Raw genomic sequence first — 18,352 nt, 5'->3', positions numbered from 1 at the left:
GATTCCCTCCCCTCCGGGCAATTCTGCTAACCATGGAGTGTCCATGCATCAAGAATGTCCCAATCAGCTGGTTTCCGTCACTCCCTGTCAAGATTCTCGGAAAACCGCGGGCGACCTGTATTGATAGATCGGCTCGCGCGCTTTTGATATTGCCGTTGAGCGAGGAGATGCTAAAACTATTACGTTTACGGAAACGTCAATCATGGAGGACGATTGAAGATGGCCTTGCCGGATATCCTGAAAAGCAGACTGCGCATCCCGGTGGTTGGTGCTCCCCTATTCATCATTTCGCATCCGGCTCTGGTCATGGCGCAGTGCAAGGCAGGCGTCGTCGGTTCCTTTCCCGCACTCAATGCCCGTCCTGAAGCACAACTGGACGAGTGGCTGGCAGAGATCACAGAAGGACTTGCCGCTTACGACAAGGCCAATCCGGATCGGCCATCCGCGCCCTTCGCGGTCAACCAGATCGTGCACCGTTCCAACAACCGCCTTGAGCACGATCTCGGCCTTTGTGTGAAATACAAGGTGCCGATCGTCATTTCCTCGCTCGGCGCTGTGCCGGAAGTGAATGCGGCAATCCATTCCTATGGCGGTATCGTCCTTCATGACGTCATCAACAACCGCCATGCCAATTCAGCAATCCGCAAGGGCGCGGACGGCCTCATCGCGGTCGCTGCCGGTGCTGGCGGCCACGCCGGTGCGCTGTCGCCCTTCGCGCTTGTGCAGGAAATCCGTTCTTGGTTCGACGGCCCCTTGCTCCTTTCGGGCGCCATCGCCAATGGCGGATCGATCCTCGCCGCTCAGGCCATGGGCGCCGACCTCGCCTATATCGGCTCGCCCTTCATCGCCACGACCGAAGCGCGCGCGACAGATGCCTACAAGCAGATGATCGTAGACTCGAATTCATCCGACATCGTCTATTCCAACTACTTCACCGGCATCGGAGGCAATTATCTGAAGCCGTCGATCGCCAATTCAGGTCTCGATCCGGAAAACCTGCCGGAAGCCGATCCATCCAAGATGGATTTCGACAAGGCTCAGCAGGAAGGCGCCAAGGCCTGGAAGGATATATGGGGCTGCGGTCAGGGTATCGCCGCCATCCACGAAGTGGCACCTGCCGGGCAACTGGTCGACCGGCTGGAGCGTGAATATAACGACGCCCGCCAGCGTCTTTGCGCAGGCGTTTGATTCTTTGATGGTCACGGAACCGCGCCAGCTTAAAGGCTGGTGTGGTTCCAGCGTTTCACACTCAACGGGTCATTGTCGCATGCCTGCTGTAAAAACCGGTTGATTTCCGCCCTGCCTGACGCTGGCGGTATACATGTTGTGAAAGCTTTTGAACAAACAACGAGATTGTTTGATTTGGGCCTTGCTTTCCTTCATGCTTTTGGTTATCAGCGCACCGTTCAACCGGAAACGGTTGGCTTCCTTCGGGAAATTGGAATGTAATGTTCCGGGCCGCTTTAGCTCAGTTGGTAGAGCACATCATTCGTAATGATGGGGTCAGGTGTTCGAGTCACCTAAGCGGCACCATAAAATCAATGATTTAGCCAGTTTTCGTTTTCACCACATTGACGCTAGCAATCAAATAGCAATCATCGTCGTGTAGCGCGCAAAATCGAATGACAACAGTTTTACGATTTCAAAGAGCTGAGCGGAACGTTCATTGAAGCCCCACTGAAGGGGCCGTTAAGCCCTCCCGCTAATTATCAGTTCGTTAACCACGGTCCCCTTACCGTCAGCCGCTGCGCAGGTCAGGCCCACATCTTCGATGTCGAAGGCCGAAAAGATCGATCGGATCTCCGGCACGTCGTTGATGGACATGATAAAGCGACCCTTGATGCGACCGAGGCGCTCGGCCATCACCTCGTATTGGCCTCGGCTGAACAACTCCTTCCCATAACAGTCCTCGCTGCCCCAATACGGCGGATTGAGATAAAACAGCGTCTCCGGTCGGTCGTAGCGGTCGATGAAGGCGCTCCAGTCGAGGTTCTCAATGACGCCAGACGCAAGGCGTTCATGGGTTCTGTCGCAGTGGCGTCAGTCTCACTGCATGAAGCGGGCAATAGCACCACTACGCGGCTGAACCGAAAGGTCTTCATCATCCTGATCGGTTTCGAGCCGCTGCAGAATCGGGCAATGGGGGCGATGGTCGCCGTGACAGGCGTTGACCAAGGTCGTGAGTGTCTGGGTCATGTCTTGCAGATCGGCGATCTTCTTCCGGAGTTCGTCGATATGAACTTGTGCCAAACGTTTGACTACCGCGCTCTGTCGCGTCTCGTCACGCCATAACCCGAGAAGATCACCTATCTCCGCAACGGAAAAGCCGAGATCTCTGGCTCGCCGTATGAAACGGAGCATATGCACGTCTGTGTCCGAATAGTCGCGGTAGCCGGAAGCTGTTCGGTCGGCAGCAGGTATGAGGCCGGTCTGCTCATAGTAGCGGATCATCTTGGCTGATACGCCGGATGCTTTAGAGGCTTGTCCAATATTCATGTAATCACTCCCGCAATCTTCAGGCCAGCAAAGCCTTAAGAGCATTTTCGCGAGAGCCGATCTGGAACGTGCAAGTATCGCCTTTATTGGGTAGACAGATTGCTGCGTTCCTCGTCTCTGGAGTTCTAACAAGACCATTCATAGCTGACTCCTTTTTCGTTCCGAAATTCAGGTTCAGTCGAAGTATGGTTCTTCCAACCGTGGGAAGGTCAATGATATTTTCTTGTTTTTTCCGCTTGACCTTTCCACGGTTGGAAGAACCACCTTGCATGTCATGAGACCCAAACAAGGAGAAATCTCATGGAATTGAAAATCGAAGGCATGACCTGCGGCGGGTGCGCCAAATCTGTAACTATGGCGATCCAATCGGTAGATTCCGGCGCTAAGGTCGACACCAATCCGACAGAGCGCGCGGTCAAGGTCGAAACAACTGCGACACTGGCGTCTGTCTTGAAGGTTCTCGAGGAAGCAGGTTATCCCGCAACCGCTAACTGAATAGGAACAAGATCGCGCTGATATTCATCACGGATGTGCTTGCGATCAGCGCGGGCATGGCGATCGCACAAGGCTAGATGACAACGGATAATCCATGCACTGTCACGATATGTCTGCAATGTAGAAGCCCTTTGTCGAGCAGCCCTTCGACAAAGGGCTTCTACAGTCTCCATGGATACCATGATGAAGAAATGAATCGCCGATCACAGCGACTAGCTGCCTGGAACCGCCGCCGCGTATCATGACCATACGCAGCGGCGGCTTTTTATTTCAGTATTATTCTCCGCCGGATATCATCGGTATGGGGCTGTCCTGTCTGGAATGCATCTCGGAAAAAGTGAAAAGGTTTCGAACAGGTCGGCTTTCGGAGCAAAGTTAAAGGGCGCAAATCTGATCCAGACCTGCGCTCTATCATCACGTTGTCCACTTCGTCGACTTGCACAGCGATTTTAGTGGCGAGCAGCAATATTCTGAGTTTTCGCCGCCTGCTGCCGGCTCATCTGTTCAAGCAAGGCTCGCAACTGGTTTTCATCCACAGCATCTGCAGCCATGACAGCGCGGATTATGGGATCCGAGAGTAGTTCCTGAGCGGTTGGCTCCGGGTAACAGTCGAATCTATTGCACATATGAATTCTCTCCCTTCGCACTCTCTCAGGATTGATCCTTGATCCAGTTCACTGGGCTGGTGTTTGGTTGGGGCCGTCATCGGGCGTGAAAAACACATCGGCATGCATGTCCTCACCACGTAATCCGCGCGCCAAGGCGAGCTGAATGGCAGCGTCAACCATTCCCGGTGGGCCGGCGACATAGGCCTTCCACCCATCAAGGTCCATCAGGTCGTCGGCAACCGCCTTTGTCACAAAACCACAGCGGTACTGTGTCGCTTCTGCCTCGGATAACACCACCACAAAGGTAAGATTGGCATACTGTTCGGCCAAGGACTGAAAATGCTCGACGAGGTAGAGATCACACTCGCTGCGTGCTCCGAAATAAACATGGATCGGCTGCTTCATGCCGTGAGCAAGGGCGGTCTCAACGATCGACTTGATCGGCGCAAGGCCGGAACCGCCAGCGATGCACAGCATCGGGCCGGAATGATTTTGGCGCAGATAGGAGGAACCAAGGGGAAATTCGAGTTCAACTTTGTCACCGGACTTCAGCGCGCCGTGTATGTGTTCGGACGTAATACCTCCTGCGACGCGGCGAACGTGAAATTCCAGACTGCCCTCACCTACACGGTTGGCCATGGAATAGCTGCGCACCGGAGTTCCGGTAAATCTGATCTGGGCATATTGTCCGGCGGTAAACGGCAAAGACGAGCCATCTGCAGGCGCAATTCGTATCAGTTTGATGTCGTGCGTGAGGTCATATAGTCCGATCACGACCGCATCAAGACGCCGCGGAGCCTCCACGGCCTTTTCGTCGCTGACAAGCCACGCGACAGCGACATCCGTTTGCGGCAATGCACAGCACGCGAGGATCAAGCCGTCGGATTTCTCCTCCTCAGTCAGTGCAAAGCGCGAGTGCTGAAGCAATTGAACCTCACCCTCGATCAGGCGCGATTTGCATGAACCGCAGCGACCGGATCGGCAGCCATGAGGATAGGAAATACCGGCAGCGAGTGCGGCTTCGAGGATTGTTTGTCCGTTCGAGACTTCCAGTCGGGTCCGTGTCTGTCGTATATCAACGTTTCTTCTGGTCATCCGGTTTTCCTTACAGTCCATCATTCAATCCGAGGGCCTTGAGCAAACCTGGCTTCTGCCGCACGAATGTTCCGTAGAAAATTTCAGAACCGACAATCGTGATCGGAGCCACCCGAACCCCTGTGCGCGCTTTGGCTTCCTCGGCAATCTCCGGCTCACTGAGGTCGCGCTCCTCATAGGAAAGCCCCTGCTCGGAGAGCCAGCGCTTAAGGGCATGACAATCCGGACAAGTCGGGGTTGTGTAAATGAGAATGTGCGGCGTACTGGTGTGCGTCATATCTGGGCCTTTCACTCGGTGGACGTGCTTGCGTTCCCAGTCCGGCCGACAATCGACTGGCGTTCTGAGCGGAATTTTTGTCAACCTGCAGCTTCCAACACTTGTAAGGTCAAGACCGTTTTTTTGCGCAGGGACGTGACCCGATCACGAACAGTGCGAAGGCTCCGGCCCTCACATGCAAGAGCAGCATCGTTTGATCGATCGCTTCTTCCCTTTCCCGGAATATTGGCGAAACAACGCGCCAGATTGGCCGCCAAACGAGGTTGCAGCTGCCACCAATACTCTCCTTGGGAAAATAACTCTCAGGGCCTTGACCTTTCCACCGTTGGAAACAGCAAGGTCGTCAAATGACCGTCGTCATGTCCCGCTGGCAGACGCTGCGGCCCTATGAAGGAGAACGAGAATGAGTAATAGAGCCGCCGCCCTGTTCCTGGCCGGCGCCGTCATCGTTGGTGGTACCTTTTATGCGGTCTATCGAGACGATATCGAGCCATATACCCAAAGATTCCTCTCGCTTGTTTCATCCGCAGCCGCACAGCCCGCTCAAATGCCTGCTCCCCAAGTACCGATTGCCGAGGTCGTCACACGCAATGTTGCCCCATCCGTAGAGTTTACCGGTCATACCGAGGCAACAAGGACAGTTGACCTGCGTCCACGTGTAGGTGGGGCCATAGTTAGCGTCAGCGTTCCTGAAGGCCGCCTTGTTCGACCCGGCGATCTTCTGTTCCAGATTGATGCAAGGCCGTTCCAGGTCGCATTGGATGCAGCCAAAGCTCAATTGCAGCAGGCTATTGCTTTGCTTGATCAGGCTGAGATCGATTTCAAACGCGCTGAAGCGCTGGCTCCGAATGGGACTGTATCGCGTAAGACCTTTGATGATGCGAAGGCTGCACTTCGGCAACGCAAGGCTCAGGTGGAGATCGTCAAGGCTGCCATTGCAGCTGCAGAACTCGATCTGTCTTTCACGCGTGTCACAGCACCGATTGCCGGTCGCGTTGATCGCGTTCTTGTCACAGAAGGCAATCTCGTTACCGGCGGCAATGCGGGGGCTGCCACGCTTCTCACCACGATTGTTTCGACCGATCCACTCTATGTTTATTTCGATATCGATGAAGCAACCTATCTGGAATTCGCAGCTCGTGGACGCGCATCCGTGACGGAGGGCGAAGCGGACAGGCTTCCGGTTAAGGTCGGCTTGATGACCGATAATGGCCACCCGCTTGTCGGCGAACTCGATTTTCTCGGCAACCGCATCGACCGGGGCACAGGCACGATCAGAGCCCGTGCAATCGTTCAGAATTACGACGACAGACTGGCTCCTGGCCTTTTCGTGCGAGTGAAGCTCGTGACTGCCGAACCGACCCAAACCGTACTCATTGATGAGCAGGCGATTGCCGTCGACCAGGGGCGACGCTATGTGCTGGTACTCGGAGCGGAGAATAAGGCAGAGTACCGCCCGATTGAACTGGGGCCGATGATCGACGGAATGCGCGTTGTTTCTGCGGGGCTCAAGTCCGGTGAAAAAATCATCATCAAGGGGCTCGTTCGCCCCGGAATGGAAGTCGATCCGCAGATAGTGCCGATGCTCTCCAACCAGCAGGGCGAAGCTGCCCAGGCTGCAGCAGGTGTTCGGGAGGCGCATCGATGAACATCCCGCGCTTTTTCGTAGACCGCCCGATCTTTGCGGTTGTCCTCTCTGTCCTGATGTTGATTGGTGGAGGGCTCACACTCCTGAAGCTGCCCTTGAGTGAGTATCCGCAGGTAACTCCTCCAACGGTGCAGGTTACGGCGAACTATCCGGGTGCCAGCCCTGAAGTGATCGCCGAAACGGTCGCCGCGCCGCTGGAGCAGGTCATTAATGGCGTGGAGAATATGCTCTATATGAGCTCGCAGGCTGCCACCGATGGACGTATGACGTTGACCGTGACGTTCCAGCAGGGCACGGATCCTGACATGGCGCAAATTCAGGTGCAGAATCGTGTCTCACGCGCGCTTCCGCGTCTGCCGCAGGAGGTTCAGCGCATCGGCGTGGTGACGCAAAAGACTTCGCCCGATATCCTGATGGTGGTTCATCTCGTATCACCCGATGATCGCTATGATCCGCTCTATCTGTCGAATTTCGCCACCTTGCAGGTACGCGACCAGCTTGCGCGTATCTCGGGTGTAGGCGATGTGCTTGTCTGGGGGGCTGGTGAATACTCCATGCGGGTCTGGCTTGATCCGGCGAAAGTGGCCGCCCGCGGTCTGACCGCTTCGGACGTCGTGGCAGCAATTCAGGAGCAGAATGCCCAGGTAGCCGCAGGCTCGGTAGGCCAACAACCAGATGCCTCGGCTGCACTTCAGGTTACGGTCAATACACTCGGCAGGTTATCCAATGAGGAACAGTTCGGCGATATCGTCGTCAAGACCGGCGCTGATGGTCAGGTTACCCGGTTGCGGGACGTTTCACGAATCGAACTAGGGGCTGACGGCTATGCTCTACGCAGTCTTCTCGATGGAAAACCGGCACTGGCGATGCAGATCGTCCAGAGCCCCGGCGCCAACGCACTTGATGTAGCCAGTGCCATTCGCGGCACCATGGAAGAACTGCAGAAGGGGTTTCCCGAAGGGATCGAATATCGCATTGCCTATGATCCCACAGTCTTCGTGAAAGCCTCCCTTGAGGCTGTCGTGATGACATTGCTTGAAGCCATTGTCCTGGTCGTAATCGTTGTCGTGCTCTTCCTTCAGACTTGGCGTGCTTCGATCATTCCTTTGGTCGCCGTGCCGATATCGTTGGTCGGCACATTCGCCCTCATGTATATGTTCGGTTTCTCGCTGAACACGCTATCTCTGTTCGGCTTGGTGCTATCCATCGGAATTGTGGTCGATGACGCTATCGTCGTCGTCGAAAATGTCGAGCGTCACATCGCGCTCGGCGAAACGCCCAAGCAAGCTGCTCGCAAGGCTATGGACGAAGTGACGGGACCAATCATTGCCATTACGTCTGTGCTCTCGGCGGTCTTTATCCCCTCCGCATTTCTGTCCGGCCTGCAAGGTGAGTTCTATCGCCAATTCGCCCTTACAATCGCAATTTCGACCATCCTGTCGGCAATCAACTCCCTCACACTTTCTCCTGCGCTTGCAGGTGTGCTCTTGAAGCCGCATCACGGCGACGTCAAACGTGATCTCCTGACACGGGTGATCGACGGTTTGTTCGGCTGGTTCTTCAGGCTCTTCAACCGGTTCTTCGACAGTGCATCGACTGCCTATGTCTGGTCGGTGCGACGGGCCTTGAGGTTGAGCGCGGTCGTCCTGTTCGTCTATGCTGGCCTGCTCGGCATGACATGGATGGGGTTCCAGACTGTACCTAGCGGATTTGTTCCGGCTCAGGACAAATATTATCTCGTTGGTATTGCGCAGCTGCCAACGGGAGCGTCGCTCGACAGAACCGAGGCGGTGGTTAAGAAAATGTCGGAGATCGCACTTGCCGAACCCGGCGTGGAAAGTGTGGTCGCTTTCCCGGGGCTTTCGGTCAATGGCATGGTCAATATCCCGAACGCTGCTGTCATGTTCACGATGCTCAAGCCCTTTGACGAACGCAACGATCCCTCCTTGTCCGCCTTTGCCATAGCAGGCCGCTTGATGGGCAAGTTCAGCCAGATACCTGATGGTTTTGCCGGTATATTTCCGCCACCGCCGGTTCCTGGCCTCGGTACGACTGGAGGTTTCAAAATCCAGATCGAAGACAGGGCCGGCCTGGGGCTTGAAGCGCTTGCCGGGGCGCAAGGGGCAATCATGGCCAAGGCGATGCAGGCACCGGAACTCGCGGGCATGCTTGCAAGCTTCCAGATGAATGCGCCACAGGTTCAGGTGGATATCGACCGGGTGAAAGCCAAATCGCAAGGTGTGCCCCTCAACACAATTTTTGAAACGCTGCAGGTGAACCTTGGTTCTCTCTATGTGAATGATTTCAATCGTTTTGGCAGGACTTATCGGGTGGTTGTCCAGGCAGATGCGCCTTTCCGGATGCACCCGGAAGATATTGGCCGACTGAAGGTGCGCAACATGGCGGGCGAAATGATTCCGTTGTCGGCGCTTTTGACGATCCAGCATAGTTCGGGACCGGATCGTGTCATGCATTACAACAGCTTTCCATCAGCTGATATCAGCGGCGGTCCGGCCCCCGGCTATTCGTTCGGACAGGCAACAGCCGCAATAGAACGCATCATGACAGAAACCCTGCCATCCGGCATGGCCTTCGAATGGACGGAGCTCGCCTATCAGGAGAAGCAGGCCGGAAACACGGCAATGTATATCTTCCCACTTTCCGTTCTACTCGCTTTTCTCATTCTGGCTGCCCAGTATAATAGCTGGTCATTACCGCTTGCTGTATTGCTGATCGCGCCGATGGCTCTCCTTTCGGCAATTGTCGGAGTCTGGCTTACCGGTGGCGACAACAACATTTTTACTCAGATCGGTTTCGTCGTTCTGGTTGGCCTTGCTGCCAAGAATGCGATCCTGATCGTCGAGTTCGCGCGAGCGAAGGAAAATGAGGGCGTCGATCCGTTAAATGCGGTGCAAGAGGCGGCACGGCTTCGACTTCGACCCATCCTGATGACTTCGCTCGCCTTCATTGCCGGTGTCGTGCCACTTGTGATCGCAACAGGAGCGGGTGCCGAAATGCGGCATGTCATGGGCATAGCCGTGTTTTCCGGCATGCTCGGTGTCACGTTGTTCGGGCTGCTCCTGACGCCGATATTCTACGTCGTGGTGCGAAAACTCGCATTGCGTCGAGATAAAAATGTTGCAGGATCGGCACAAGAACAGAAACCATGACAATAAGCCGAAGCAACCTGACATAAGGAATGCAGAAGAAAACCTGGACTATCAAGAAGATGGTTCATGTATTCATACGAAGACAATATCCGAGCAAAAACACATTAAACGGCCAATTCCAAGAATACGGCGTCGGCTTGATCTGCGTTCAGAGTTTGCTCCCCGAGCCCTGAATACTCAAATGTTCACAGGGGCCGTTGTTGAACAGTTTAAAAGAGAAGGCGGTGCCATAACGGCGAAAGGCACTAGCCGGAACTCCAACGGATTCCGGCTAGTGCTTCGTTCTCTCTTTGCCGTCCGGTTATCATGCCTTATGGAGCGATTGCCCGTAGCGATCGTGACGGCGCACCCAGTCCATGCCTCCGGCTTCGTTGCGACCTTTCGGAGCGAGATCGAGCATATTGTAAGTGCCCATCATTACCTCGACGCCGCGCCCATAAGTGGAGTAGGTCCGGAAGACCTCGCCCGCATCGTCTTTGTAAAAAGCGCTGACGCCCGGCCATTCCTCGCCAATTTCCCTCCATTCGCCGAAGTTGTAATCGATTTTTCCGCCAGCAACCTCATCAGGTGTGAAGCTTACTCGAAAATCGTAGTTGAAGTCGGTACCGAAGGATGACACCCACTTGAACTGCCAGCCCATACGCTCGCGGTAACGTTCAATGTCGGCAAGCGGCGCGCGGGAGACGGCGATCATGGTGACGTCGTGATGCGCAAGGTGCTTGTTCATACCATCGGTGTGGTCAGCCATGAAGGAGCAGCTGGGGCAGCCTTCCTTCCATCCCGGCGCGAACATGAAATGCTGCACCAGAAGTTGAGATCGGCCATCGAAGAGATCTGCCAGCGTGCTTGAGCCGTCCGGCGTGTCGAAGACATATTCCTTGTTGATGCGCACCCACGGCAAGGCGAGCCGCTGCTGGGCAACCTTGTCGCGAAGACGCGTCAACTCCTTCTCCGCTTTCAGGAAATCCCGGCGAGCGGTCAGCCAGTCATCATGTGAAACAACAGCGTGTTGCATTGTGAGTCTCCTATGGTTTGGTATTGGGGAGTTGGAAACGGGCGGCAAAAAGCTTCATCCACGGCGGTAGGTGAAAGAGGCTCATCAACACGTACATCACGGCCATACTGTTGACGGAGACGAAGGTCGATGCGCCAGAACACATCATTATGTCCTGCGAGCCGACTGCAGACATCCACGCCATCAGCGCGAATGTCGGGGTGGCGGCGAGCCCAATCCAACCGGACGCATCACTCGTCAGCTTGGACGACGAACCAACTTTTTCTGTTAAGGTGCGCCTTGGCATTTCTGCTTCTCCCATCGAATTGCCGTTTCCAGCCGTTGCGATACAATCAAGCTAGCTCGGATGGAGGGGATCATGAGAGTTACAAGTATGACGGGATTTCAATGGACCCGCTGATCGCCGCCGCTGCAAACGCTCTCTCGGCAGGCGACCCCCTCGCTGCCCTGAAAAGGGTTGCACTACGCGACGATCCGCCGGCACTGGCGTTGCGCGGCATCGCAATGGCGCAACTCGGCGACTTCGTGCGTGCCCGAGGACTGCTGCGAAGCGCGGCGCGCAGCTTCGGCTCGAAAGAAATTGTAGCGCGTGCGCGTTGCGCCGTTGCCGAAGCCGAAATCGCACTTGTTTCGCGTGATCTCGGCCGGTCATTGCAAAGGCTCAATGCAGCCCGGTCGGCACTTCAAGCGTTCGGTGACCGCAGCAACGCGGCCCACGCCGGCTATCTCGAAGCCCGGCACCTTCTCCTGATCGGCCGTCTTGATGAAGCCGAAGCATTGCTCAGTCAATTGGATGACAGCGCTCTGCCTCGCGCGTCGCTGGCCGGTCGGGAACTAGTGGCGGCTGGCATAGCCATCCGCCGCATCAGGACCGAACCGGCGAAAGCAGCTCTGGAACGGGCAAGACAGGCGGCGACAGACGCACGTATTCCGGCGCTCTCGACCGAGGTCGACCGGGCAGCACAAGCATTCGGCGCGCCAGCAGCTCGCTTGGTAACCTGTGGCAAAGAGCGTTTGCTCCATCTCGAAGACATCGAAAGGCTTTTGGCGTCCGATACACTCATAGTGGATACCTGCCGCAATGTGGTGCGTGGAGGGACAACAATAGTTCCACTCATCACTCGTCCGGTGCTGCTTAAACTCATGCGCGCTCTGGCGGAAGCTTGGCCGAAGGATGTAGCACGTGAGACGCTTCTCAAACGCGCTTTCAACGCGCGGCAAGCTGATGCGTCACACCGCGCGCGCCTGCGTGTTGAAGTTGCCCGGCTGCGTGAGGCCGTCAAACCGCTGGCGACACTGAATGCAACCAGGGACGGGTTTGTTCTGCAACCTCACACCACGCGCAATGTCGCCGTGCTGGTGCCGCACGTAGAAGGCGACCGTGCCCAAATCCTAGCTTTGCTCAGCGATGGGGAAGCCTGGTCGAGTTCGGCATTGGCGCTGGCCTTGAACGTGAGCCCACGTACGGTGCAGCGAGCACTCGAAGAGCTTGCCCGCGACAACAAGGTCGAGACGTTCGGGCGCGGAAGAGCATGCCGCTGGATCGCGGCGAGTGTGCCTGGATTCCCGACAAGCTTGTTGCTCCCCGCCACACAGATTTACAGTTAGGATGAAGACATGAAACACTCAACCGCTGAAATCATCCGTGAATATGGCCCCTTCCCCGATGCAGATGATGTGGCCGGGGTCAGCTTCGACGGCAATAAAGTTTGGTTTGCAACGGGCAAAAAACTGAATGCTCTTGACCCCGAAAGCGGGGAGATCCTGCGCTCGCTCGACGTCGCGGCCGATGCGGGAACCGCGTTCGACGGCGAGCACTTGTTCCAGATCGGTGATTCCGTCATCCGAAAGATCGACCCCAAGACCGGGGAGATAGTCGCCACAATACCGGCTCCCGGAAATGGCGGAAACTCCGGCCTGGCCTGGGCAGAAGGTTCGCTCTGGGTCGGACAGCATCGTGCTCGAAAGATACATCAGGTGAACCCCGAGACAGGAGAAGTACTGCGCACGATCGAATCCGATCGGTTCGTCACCGGCGTCACTTGGGTCGACGGCGAACTTTGGCACGGTACGTGGGAAGACACCGGGAGCGATATTCGCCGCATCGATCAGAAAACGGGTGCCGTGCTAGAACGTTTGGACATGCCGGACGGAACCGGAGTATCGGGACTTGAATCCGATGGCGGCGACCTCTTTTTCTGCGGAGGTGGAAGCAGCGGAAAGGTAAGAGCCATTCGTCGGTCCCGGCATGACATCAAATGAGCGCATCGTAGCGGAAGCGCCGGTATAGGCTGAGTGCTGTTCGGGGCACTACTACATCCGACAGCTGGACATAATGAGCGAAAGCCTTCGCCATATGCGTTCATTGTAAACAAAAGGGTCAATACGATCAGACTAATTGCAACAGGTTGGTGCATGACGAATGGGCATCCAGACAGGGAAGCCGATGGCCCACGACAAGCCTGACGCCTATCGTCTCATGTTGGGGCGATTTGAAAGCATCCCTCAGCTTCGTAGACCGGCTAACACTGGGAGGCGCATCGCCGCTTGTCATACCAGAAGCCGCCCTCGCCTTTTCGTAAGCTGACAATCCTGTCGAAGTCTGCCTGTCACCGATTTGATTTCATCTGCAGTTTCCTTAACTGCTGACCCACAAATTGAAGTGCGAACTCATAGATGCCTTCATAAGAGATTTTCTTTTTATGTTGTGTAACAATGCCTTATGGAAACTCTTCTTACTCTCAAATACAATTGGCACCATCATTTGACATTAGTCAAATCGTATGCTTGTCGTGTTGATTGAAAGACTTTTCTGTGCAACTCAGTCACAACAGAGACAGTAGGAAACGAGTATGACATCGGGCGCTCAAACACCGTCTGCGCATGCCATCCCGGCCGAGTTCGATGACGCCATCGTCTGGGCGGCATGGCTCTATTACGAGAACCAGCTGACCCAGAACGAAATTGCACAAATGATTGGCGTTTCACGCGCAACCATAGTTAACTATCTGCAGGAAGCGCGGCAAAGAGGCGTTGTACGCATCCTGATGAATCCTGAAATCGCGACACGCACGCATATCGCACGTAAATTGGCTGCGCGGTTTGGATTGTCGGAAGTGCTCGTCATTCCATCGGAAAAATCATTCACGACAGAAACGCGTCTGAAAACGCTGGGCGCAGGTGGTGCACGTTTGATGGAACGCATAGTCAAGCCAGGCCAAACCATCTGTGTTTCATGGGGACGCACAGTACTCGCCGTCGCGGACGCTATTTCATTGCCGCAAGCCATGGAAGGGGTGGTCGTAGTGCAGGTCACTGGTTCCTCCATCGGCAAAAGAGAGTTTTCCGCTGAGCTTTGCACATCGATCATGGCGCGAAACATGGGAGCAACCAGCGTCAATATGCTGGCTCCGGCAGTGCTGAGCACGGCCAAGCTACGGGATGCCCTTATGAGCGAACCCGTACTCCAACGACAGTTCGAACTGATCGGCCAGGCCAATATGATCGTGTTCGGTGTCGGCGGCCTGGCCGCCGACAGCACGATGCGCATAGCCGATGTGACCAGTAATGAAGAGATTGATGCTTATGCTCGTGAGGGGGCCGCAGCGGTCCTGATATGCCGCTTTCTTGATCGCGACGGTAACCAAATCGTCCGCGAATTCGACCAGCGCGTTATCGGCATCGAACTGGATGAACTGCGTGGTGTGCCAACGAGGCTCTGCGTTGCGGGTGGAGTCCAGAAGGTCGAAGCGATCCGCGCTGTTCTAAAGGGTCGTTACGCCACGCATCTGGTTACTGATATGGACGCCGCCGAACAGCTTCTTGCTGATTAGAGGGCGAGCCGATTTTCGACCGGCCCACCATCCGTCAGTTTATTGATGAACAGGCACGGTGTTCATGAACGTAAGCGTATCATCGAACGAACGGATACCCGCATCTGAACCGAGTCCCGTCGCGACCAGCGCTGCGGACGCCTGAGCGAAATTCAAAGCAGTTTTCAAGTCCATCTTGCGACGCAATGCTGTAATGAATCCGGCGTCAAAAGCATCACCGCATCCGGTCGTGTCAACAACCTCAATCCGGAAAGCAGGTTGACGCACGATTTCTCCCGATGCGTCCATGAAACAGACACCGTCGCCACCCAGCGTGAACACGCAATGCTTCACACCGCGTTCGAGGAAGAATGCTCCCGCGCCTTCGGCATCCGCTGCCCCCGAAATCTGCTTCGCTTCCTCGATGGACGGCATGAAGTAATCGATATGTGGGAAGAGTGGAGCGATAAGGTCAAGCGTGCCATCATTCGCGCCAAGCAGATCAAAGGTTGTCGTCCTTCCGCGCGCCTTTGCTTCGGCAAGCAACTTACGGCTCGGTTCGCCGTCGAGCTTTGCCAGCAGGCCGGTGCCTCCCAGGTGAATGATCGGTGGTTCCAGCACTGCATCCAGCGCATCGTCGGCGATCTCGAAATGATCGGATGCACCACGTGCATGCAAAGCCGGGCGCTCGCCGTTGCGGCGGATATTCAGAATCGTCGATGATGTTGGCACGCCTCTAAGACGCTGCATCTGTGCCGTATCGACCCCAAAACGTTGTAGCGTCGCGATAACAAAATCGGCCTTCTCATCGTCGCCAACTGCACCCACAGCCAGACAGTTGAGACCGAGTTTGGCTAGGTCCACCACCGTACCGCCGGCGGTGCCTGCAACGGTCAACCGAATTTCATCTATAAACTCAACATTTCCGCCTGGCGGAATTGCATCGACCGGCCGACCGAGCACATCAAGAATATAAAGCCCGACGACAGACACATCGTGTGACATGAAAAACCTCCCAGAAAATGCACAAGACCGCATCAAGAGCGCTTAAGCCAAAGCGCGATTATTTTGGTTTCAGCCGCGATCACGCAAAGCAAAGATTGTGCCAGCAAGCAGAATGAAAATACCTACGATAGCGAGCTGCAGCGTGCTTGGAATGCCAACAAAAATCAGCACATTACTGACAATCGTGATGAGAAGCACGCCGAGTAACGTCCCTATCACTGAGCCTGAACCGCCCGTGATACGCGCTCCGCCCAGCACAACGGCGGCGATAATTTCAAGCTCCATACCTGCAAGGTCAAAAGGATTTGCAAGACGATTGCTCGAAACGTGCACGACGCCCGCAATGCCCGCCAGAAGGCCCGCATAAGCAAAGACGAAAATACGCACACGGAAAAGGTTGACACCCAGTCTTTCGGCAATGCCCGGATTGCCGCCAACCGCAAAAATCGCGCGTCCCATCAGTGTCCGCTCAAGAATGAACCACGTCACGAGGGCAGCAGCCACAAGAACCAGAACCGTCGCCGGTAGAACGGAGACGACACCATTCGATGCATGATGGGTGAAGAGTGATGTCTTGCCAAATGCATCCATCGCCACCGGAATATTCATGAACAACGCGGTCCCGACAAAGGTCAGCAGAAAGCTGCGGATCACGTATTGCGTGCCGATGGTGACGATAAGCGAAGGCGCTTGCAGCTTCTGGACCAGCAGGCCGTTCAGCGCCCCGAAAGCAGCCCCCCCAATTGCCGCAAGGATCAGAATGATCGTCATCGGCATTTCGGGGAACCAGTTCGTAACCAGCATGGTAAGAGCGTACATCACAAAGGCCGCAATTGCGGTGAACGAGACGTCAATCCCGCCCGAAGCCAGCACGACCAGCACGCCCATCGCAAACAGTCCGCGCACGACGGAAGCGCGTAGAATATCCACGATATTGCTCATTTGCAGGAAATCAGGATTGGCTGCGATCACGACGACGCAGGTCACGATAATCAAAAGAAGCGTGAACATTTCAGGTCTGCGGCCCATCATATCCCAGAGCCGCGCACCAATACCGGGCTGACCTTTGTCCGTAACGTTGGCTGATACGATCTCGGTCATTGTGCCACTTCCTTCGACGTGCTGGCCATGGATTGGTAGATGGCATCTTCGGTCAGGCCTTCGGCAGCATGTGCTGCAACGATACGGCCCTGACGCATGATGAGAATGCGGTCACAGTTCTGCAGAAGCTCCGGCAGGTCGTCGCTGATGATGATGACGCCCATGCCATCATCGGCTAGGCGCTGGATGATGCGGAAGATCGTATCTTTCGAACCGACATCGACCCCGACTGTTGGCCCATGCAGAATTAACAGTTGCGGGTTAATGGTCAGCCAGCGACCGATCAAAACGCGCTGTTGATTGCCCCCCGATAAAGACAGTACCGGTATGGTGACATCCGGCGCTACAATCTGAAGATCCGCGACACTTTCCTCCGCAACACGGCGTGCGCGACGATCACTGATGATGCCTAGTGCATTGCGCAGGCGATCGAGGATCGGCAAGGTGATATTATCCTGTATGGGCTTTTCGAGGAAAAGGCCTTCCGTCAGCCGATCTTCCGGCACATAACCGATGCCATATTCAATGGCCTGTGCCGTCGATTGTGGTGCGATTTCGCGCCCGTTCAGGCGTACCTTACCATTCGTTGCCGGTTTGACGGCAGCAAGAGCAAGCGCAAGCTCGTTACGACCAGAATCCAGCAGTCCCGTGACACCGAGTATCTCGCCTTTTCTGAGACTGAATGAGACATCCTGAAAGGCTTCACCGTCGCCAAGCTTTTCAACTTCGAGCATGACTTCGCCCAGCTTGGGCTCGGTGCGATAGCGCGTTTGGCTAATTTCGCGACCCGTCATCCAATGACTGAATTCCGCTTTGCTATGCCCAGCGACGTCAAGTTCGGCCACTTTCAATCCGTCGCGCATGATAATTGCACGTCCGCCAAGCAATTTGCATTCATCAAGCTTGTGCGTGACGAACAACACCGCGACACCCTTGTTGCGAAGGCGCTCTACCACATGCAACAGATTTTCAACTTCCTGACGCGTCAGCGATGTCGTGGGCTCGTCCATGATAACGAGACGCGCTTCGGACGCAACGGCGCGTGCAATGGCAATCAGCTGGCGGGTCGCCAGTGGTAGCGTGTCGGTTCGGCGCGAAAGAAACGCCTTGTCGGTTGGTAGGTGCACTTCGGCAAGCGCCCGTCGCGCTGTTTCATTCAGAAGGGAAACGTTCAATCGGCGAGCAAGGCGCCCAGAGGCTTCAACAAGCTGTTCGGTAAAGGCCACGTTTTCCGAAACGGAAAGATTTGGAAGCAGCGACAGGTCCTGATAGACGGTTTCGATCCCGGCGCGAAGGGCTCCTATAGCGCCGAGATCGCCAGCACGCGAGCCTATAACCTCACCATCAATCAGTATTTGCCCTTCATCGGCAGGTTGCGCACCCGAGAGAATTTTGATCAGCGTACTCTTACCGCAACCGTTCTCTCCCATCAGATGGTAGATTTGTCCGGCTTCGATCGTCAGACTGACGTCTTTCAGTGCCTTCACGCCGCCAAAGGATTTCTTGACGTTTCTGACCTCAAGAAACGGTGGTACAGGATGTGTCGTGGCATTGACGGCGTGCATGGCGAATTCCTGAAATTATCGAATATTCTTTCCAGGACCGCCGTAGTGTGGTCGGCCCCGGAAGT

At 55.5% G+C, this 18,352-nt stretch carries 16 protein-coding genes and 1 tRNA gene; 8 read left to right on the top strand and 9 right to left on the bottom strand.

The features are described 5' to 3' along the window. The first annotated feature begins 219 nt into the window (after nucleotides 1-219). Together KWJ32_RS00645 and KWJ32_RS00640 are read left to right on the top strand one after the other, a co-directional pair. On the top strand, nucleotides 220-1,188 hold the full coding sequence (locus KWJ32_RS00645) for a nitronate monooxygenase family protein (RefSeq protein ID WP_012093379.1): 969 nt from the start codon (nucleotides 220-222) through the stop codon (nucleotides 1,186-1,188). Between the two features lie 269 nt (nucleotides 1,189-1,457). Further along, nucleotides 1,458-1,533, top strand: a tRNA-Thr gene (locus KWJ32_RS00640). Nucleotides 1,534-1,689: 156 nt separating this feature from the next. On the opposite strand, the gene KWJ32_RS28260 is transcribed toward KWJ32_RS00640, so the two are convergent. Both KWJ32_RS28260 and cueR read right to left on the bottom strand, forming a co-directional pair. Beyond that, entirely contained in the window at nucleotides 1,690-1,890 is a 201-nt protein-coding gene (locus tag KWJ32_RS28260) for a hypothetical protein (RefSeq protein WP_313533431.1), read from the bottom strand. A 156-nt stretch (nucleotides 1,891-2,046) separates the two neighbouring features. Beyond that, complete coding sequence (gene cueR, locus KWJ32_RS00630; RefSeq protein ID WP_012093381.1) at nucleotides 2,047-2,496, bottom strand: Cu(I)-responsive transcriptional regulator; 450 nt, start codon at nucleotides 2,494-2,496, stop codon at nucleotides 2,047-2,049. A 300-nt stretch (nucleotides 2,497-2,796) separates the two neighbouring features. Between cueR and KWJ32_RS00625 the strand changes: the two genes are divergently transcribed. Next, on the top strand, nucleotides 2,797-2,991 hold the full coding sequence (locus KWJ32_RS00625; protein WP_010659230.1) for a heavy-metal-associated domain-containing protein: 195 nt from the start codon (nucleotides 2,797-2,799) through the stop codon (nucleotides 2,989-2,991). 674 nt (nucleotides 2,992-3,665) lie between these two features. Here KWJ32_RS00625 and KWJ32_RS00620 read toward each other — a convergent pair. Then, nucleotides 3,666-4,694, bottom strand: coding sequence for a 2Fe-2S iron-sulfur cluster-binding protein (locus KWJ32_RS00620; protein ID WP_012093382.1), 1,029 nt, complete (start codon nucleotides 4,692-4,694; stop codon nucleotides 3,666-3,668). Between the two features lie 10 nt (nucleotides 4,695-4,704). Next, nucleotides 4,705-4,971, bottom strand: a complete 267-nt coding sequence (locus KWJ32_RS00615; RefSeq protein ID WP_010659232.1) for a glutaredoxin family protein — start codon at nucleotides 4,969-4,971, stop codon at nucleotides 4,705-4,707. A gap of 403 nt (nucleotides 4,972-5,374) precedes the next feature. Here KWJ32_RS00615 and KWJ32_RS00610 point away from each other — a divergent pair, with 403 nt between their 5' ends. After that, entirely contained in the window at nucleotides 5,375-6,619 is a 1,245-nt protein-coding gene (locus KWJ32_RS00610; protein ID WP_012093383.1) for an efflux RND transporter periplasmic adaptor subunit, read from the top strand. Next, nucleotides 6,616-9,789, top strand: a complete 3,174-nt coding sequence (locus KWJ32_RS00605) for an efflux RND transporter permease subunit (RefSeq protein ID WP_151691143.1) — start codon at nucleotides 6,616-6,618, stop codon at nucleotides 9,787-9,789. The genes KWJ32_RS00610 and KWJ32_RS00605 overlap by 4 nt, the downstream gene beginning before the upstream one ends. Before the next feature lie 304 nt (nucleotides 9,790-10,093). On the opposite strand, the gene KWJ32_RS00600 is transcribed toward KWJ32_RS00605, so the two are convergent. Beyond that, nucleotides 10,094-10,804, bottom strand: coding sequence for a thioredoxin family protein (locus KWJ32_RS00600; protein WP_012093385.1), 711 nt, complete (start codon nucleotides 10,802-10,804; stop codon nucleotides 10,094-10,096). A 10-nt stretch (nucleotides 10,805-10,814) separates the two neighbouring features. Beyond that, entirely contained in the window at nucleotides 10,815-11,105 is a 291-nt protein-coding gene (locus KWJ32_RS00595; protein ID WP_012093387.1) for a hypothetical protein, read from the bottom strand. 86 nt (nucleotides 11,106-11,191) lie between these two features. Here KWJ32_RS00595 and KWJ32_RS00590 point away from each other — a divergent pair, with 86 nt between their 5' ends. The 3 genes from KWJ32_RS00590 (at nucleotide 11,192) to KWJ32_RS00580 (ending at nucleotide 14,637) form a co-directional block, all read left to right on the top strand. Continuing rightward, nucleotides 11,192-12,412, top strand: a complete 1,221-nt coding sequence (locus KWJ32_RS00590; protein WP_012093388.1) for an HTH domain-containing protein — start codon at nucleotides 11,192-11,194, stop codon at nucleotides 12,410-12,412. 9 nt (nucleotides 12,413-12,421) lie between these two features. Next, on the top strand, nucleotides 12,422-13,066 hold the full coding sequence (locus KWJ32_RS00585; protein WP_012093389.1) for a PQQ-binding-like beta-propeller repeat protein: 645 nt from the start codon (nucleotides 12,422-12,424) through the stop codon (nucleotides 13,064-13,066). Between the two features lie 590 nt (nucleotides 13,067-13,656). Then, on the top strand, nucleotides 13,657-14,637 hold the full coding sequence (locus KWJ32_RS00580) for a sugar-binding transcriptional regulator (protein ID WP_012093391.1): 981 nt from the start codon (nucleotides 13,657-13,659) through the stop codon (nucleotides 14,635-14,637). A gap of 39 nt (nucleotides 14,638-14,676) precedes the next feature. Here KWJ32_RS00580 and KWJ32_RS00575 read toward each other — a convergent pair whose 3' ends face one another. From KWJ32_RS00575 to KWJ32_RS00565, 3 genes are all read right to left on the bottom strand, one after another. After that, nucleotides 14,677-15,621, bottom strand: coding sequence for a sugar kinase (locus tag KWJ32_RS00575; protein ID WP_012093392.1), 945 nt, complete (start codon nucleotides 15,619-15,621; stop codon nucleotides 14,677-14,679). A gap of 69 nt (nucleotides 15,622-15,690) precedes the next feature. Continuing rightward, nucleotides 15,691-16,722 (bottom strand): ABC transporter permease, encoded by a 1,032-nt coding sequence (locus tag KWJ32_RS00570; RefSeq protein WP_012093393.1) that lies wholly within the window; start codon nucleotides 16,720-16,722, stop codon nucleotides 15,691-15,693. Further along, the gene (locus KWJ32_RS00565) at nucleotides 16,719-18,287 is read right to left on the bottom strand and encodes a sugar ABC transporter ATP-binding protein (RefSeq protein ID WP_012093394.1); all 1,569 of its coding nucleotides are present in this window, start codon (nucleotides 18,285-18,287) and stop codon (nucleotides 16,719-16,721) included. The genes KWJ32_RS00570 and KWJ32_RS00565 overlap by 4 nt, the downstream gene beginning before the upstream one ends. Nucleotides 18,288-18,352 lie beyond the last annotated feature (65 nt).

Origin of the sequence: Ochrobactrum sp. BTU2 (genome assembly GCF_024539785.1) — a bacterium.
In the GTDB taxonomy this organism is placed as follows: domain Bacteria; phylum Pseudomonadota; class Alphaproteobacteria; order Rhizobiales; family Rhizobiaceae; genus Brucella; species Brucella anthropi.
Note: the sequence above shows the minus strand (reverse complement) of the source record. Positions and strands in the feature narration are given on the sequence as shown.

What these genes read in the sequence shown, in the direction of transcription:
- KWJ32_RS00645 (WP_012093379.1), top strand. Translation starts at nt 220, where the DNA reads ATGGCCTTGCCGGATATCCTGAAAAGCAGACTGCGCATCCCGGTGGTT.
- cueR (WP_012093381.1), bottom strand. Translation starts at nt 2,496, where the DNA reads ATGAATATTGGACAAGCCTCTAAAGCATCCGGCGTATCAGCCAAGATG.
- KWJ32_RS00625 (WP_010659230.1), top strand. Translation starts at nt 2,797, where the DNA reads ATGGAATTGAAAATCGAAGGCATGACCTGCGGCGGGTGCGCCAAATCT.
- KWJ32_RS00620 (WP_012093382.1), bottom strand. Translation starts at nt 4,694, where the DNA reads ATGACCAGAAGAAACGTTGATATACGACAGACACGGACCCGACTGGAA.
- KWJ32_RS00615 (WP_010659232.1), bottom strand. Translation starts at nt 4,971, where the DNA reads ATGACGCACACCAGTACGCCGCACATTCTCATTTACACAACCCCGACT.
- KWJ32_RS00610 (WP_012093383.1), top strand. Translation starts at nt 5,375, where the DNA reads ATGAGTAATAGAGCCGCCGCCCTGTTCCTGGCCGGCGCCGTCATCGTT.
- KWJ32_RS00605 (WP_151691143.1), top strand. Translation starts at nt 6,616, where the DNA reads ATGAACATCCCGCGCTTTTTCGTAGACCGCCCGATCTTTGCGGTTGTC.
- KWJ32_RS00600 (WP_012093385.1), bottom strand. Translation starts at nt 10,804, where the DNA reads ATGCAACACGCTGTTGTTTCACATGATGACTGGCTGACCGCTCGCCGG.
- KWJ32_RS00595 (WP_012093387.1), bottom strand. Translation starts at nt 11,105, where the DNA reads ATGGGAGAAGCAGAAATGCCAAGGCGCACCTTAACAGAAAAAGTTGGT.
- KWJ32_RS00590 (WP_012093388.1), top strand. Translation starts at nt 11,192, where the DNA reads ATGGACCCGCTGATCGCCGCCGCTGCAAACGCTCTCTCGGCAGGCGAC.
- KWJ32_RS00585 (WP_012093389.1), top strand. Translation starts at nt 12,422, where the DNA reads ATGAAACACTCAACCGCTGAAATCATCCGTGAATATGGCCCCTTCCCC.
- KWJ32_RS00580 (WP_012093391.1), top strand. Translation starts at nt 13,657, where the DNA reads ATGACATCGGGCGCTCAAACACCGTCTGCGCATGCCATCCCGGCCGAG.
- KWJ32_RS00575 (WP_012093392.1), bottom strand. Translation starts at nt 15,621, where the DNA reads ATGTCACACGATGTGTCTGTCGTCGGGCTTTATATTCTTGATGTGCTC.
- KWJ32_RS00570 (WP_012093393.1), bottom strand. Translation starts at nt 16,722, where the DNA reads ATGACCGAGATCGTATCAGCCAACGTTACGGACAAAGGTCAGCCCGGT.
- KWJ32_RS00565 (WP_012093394.1), bottom strand. Translation starts at nt 18,287, where the DNA reads ATGCACGCCGTCAATGCCACGACACATCCTGTACCACCGTTTCTTGAG.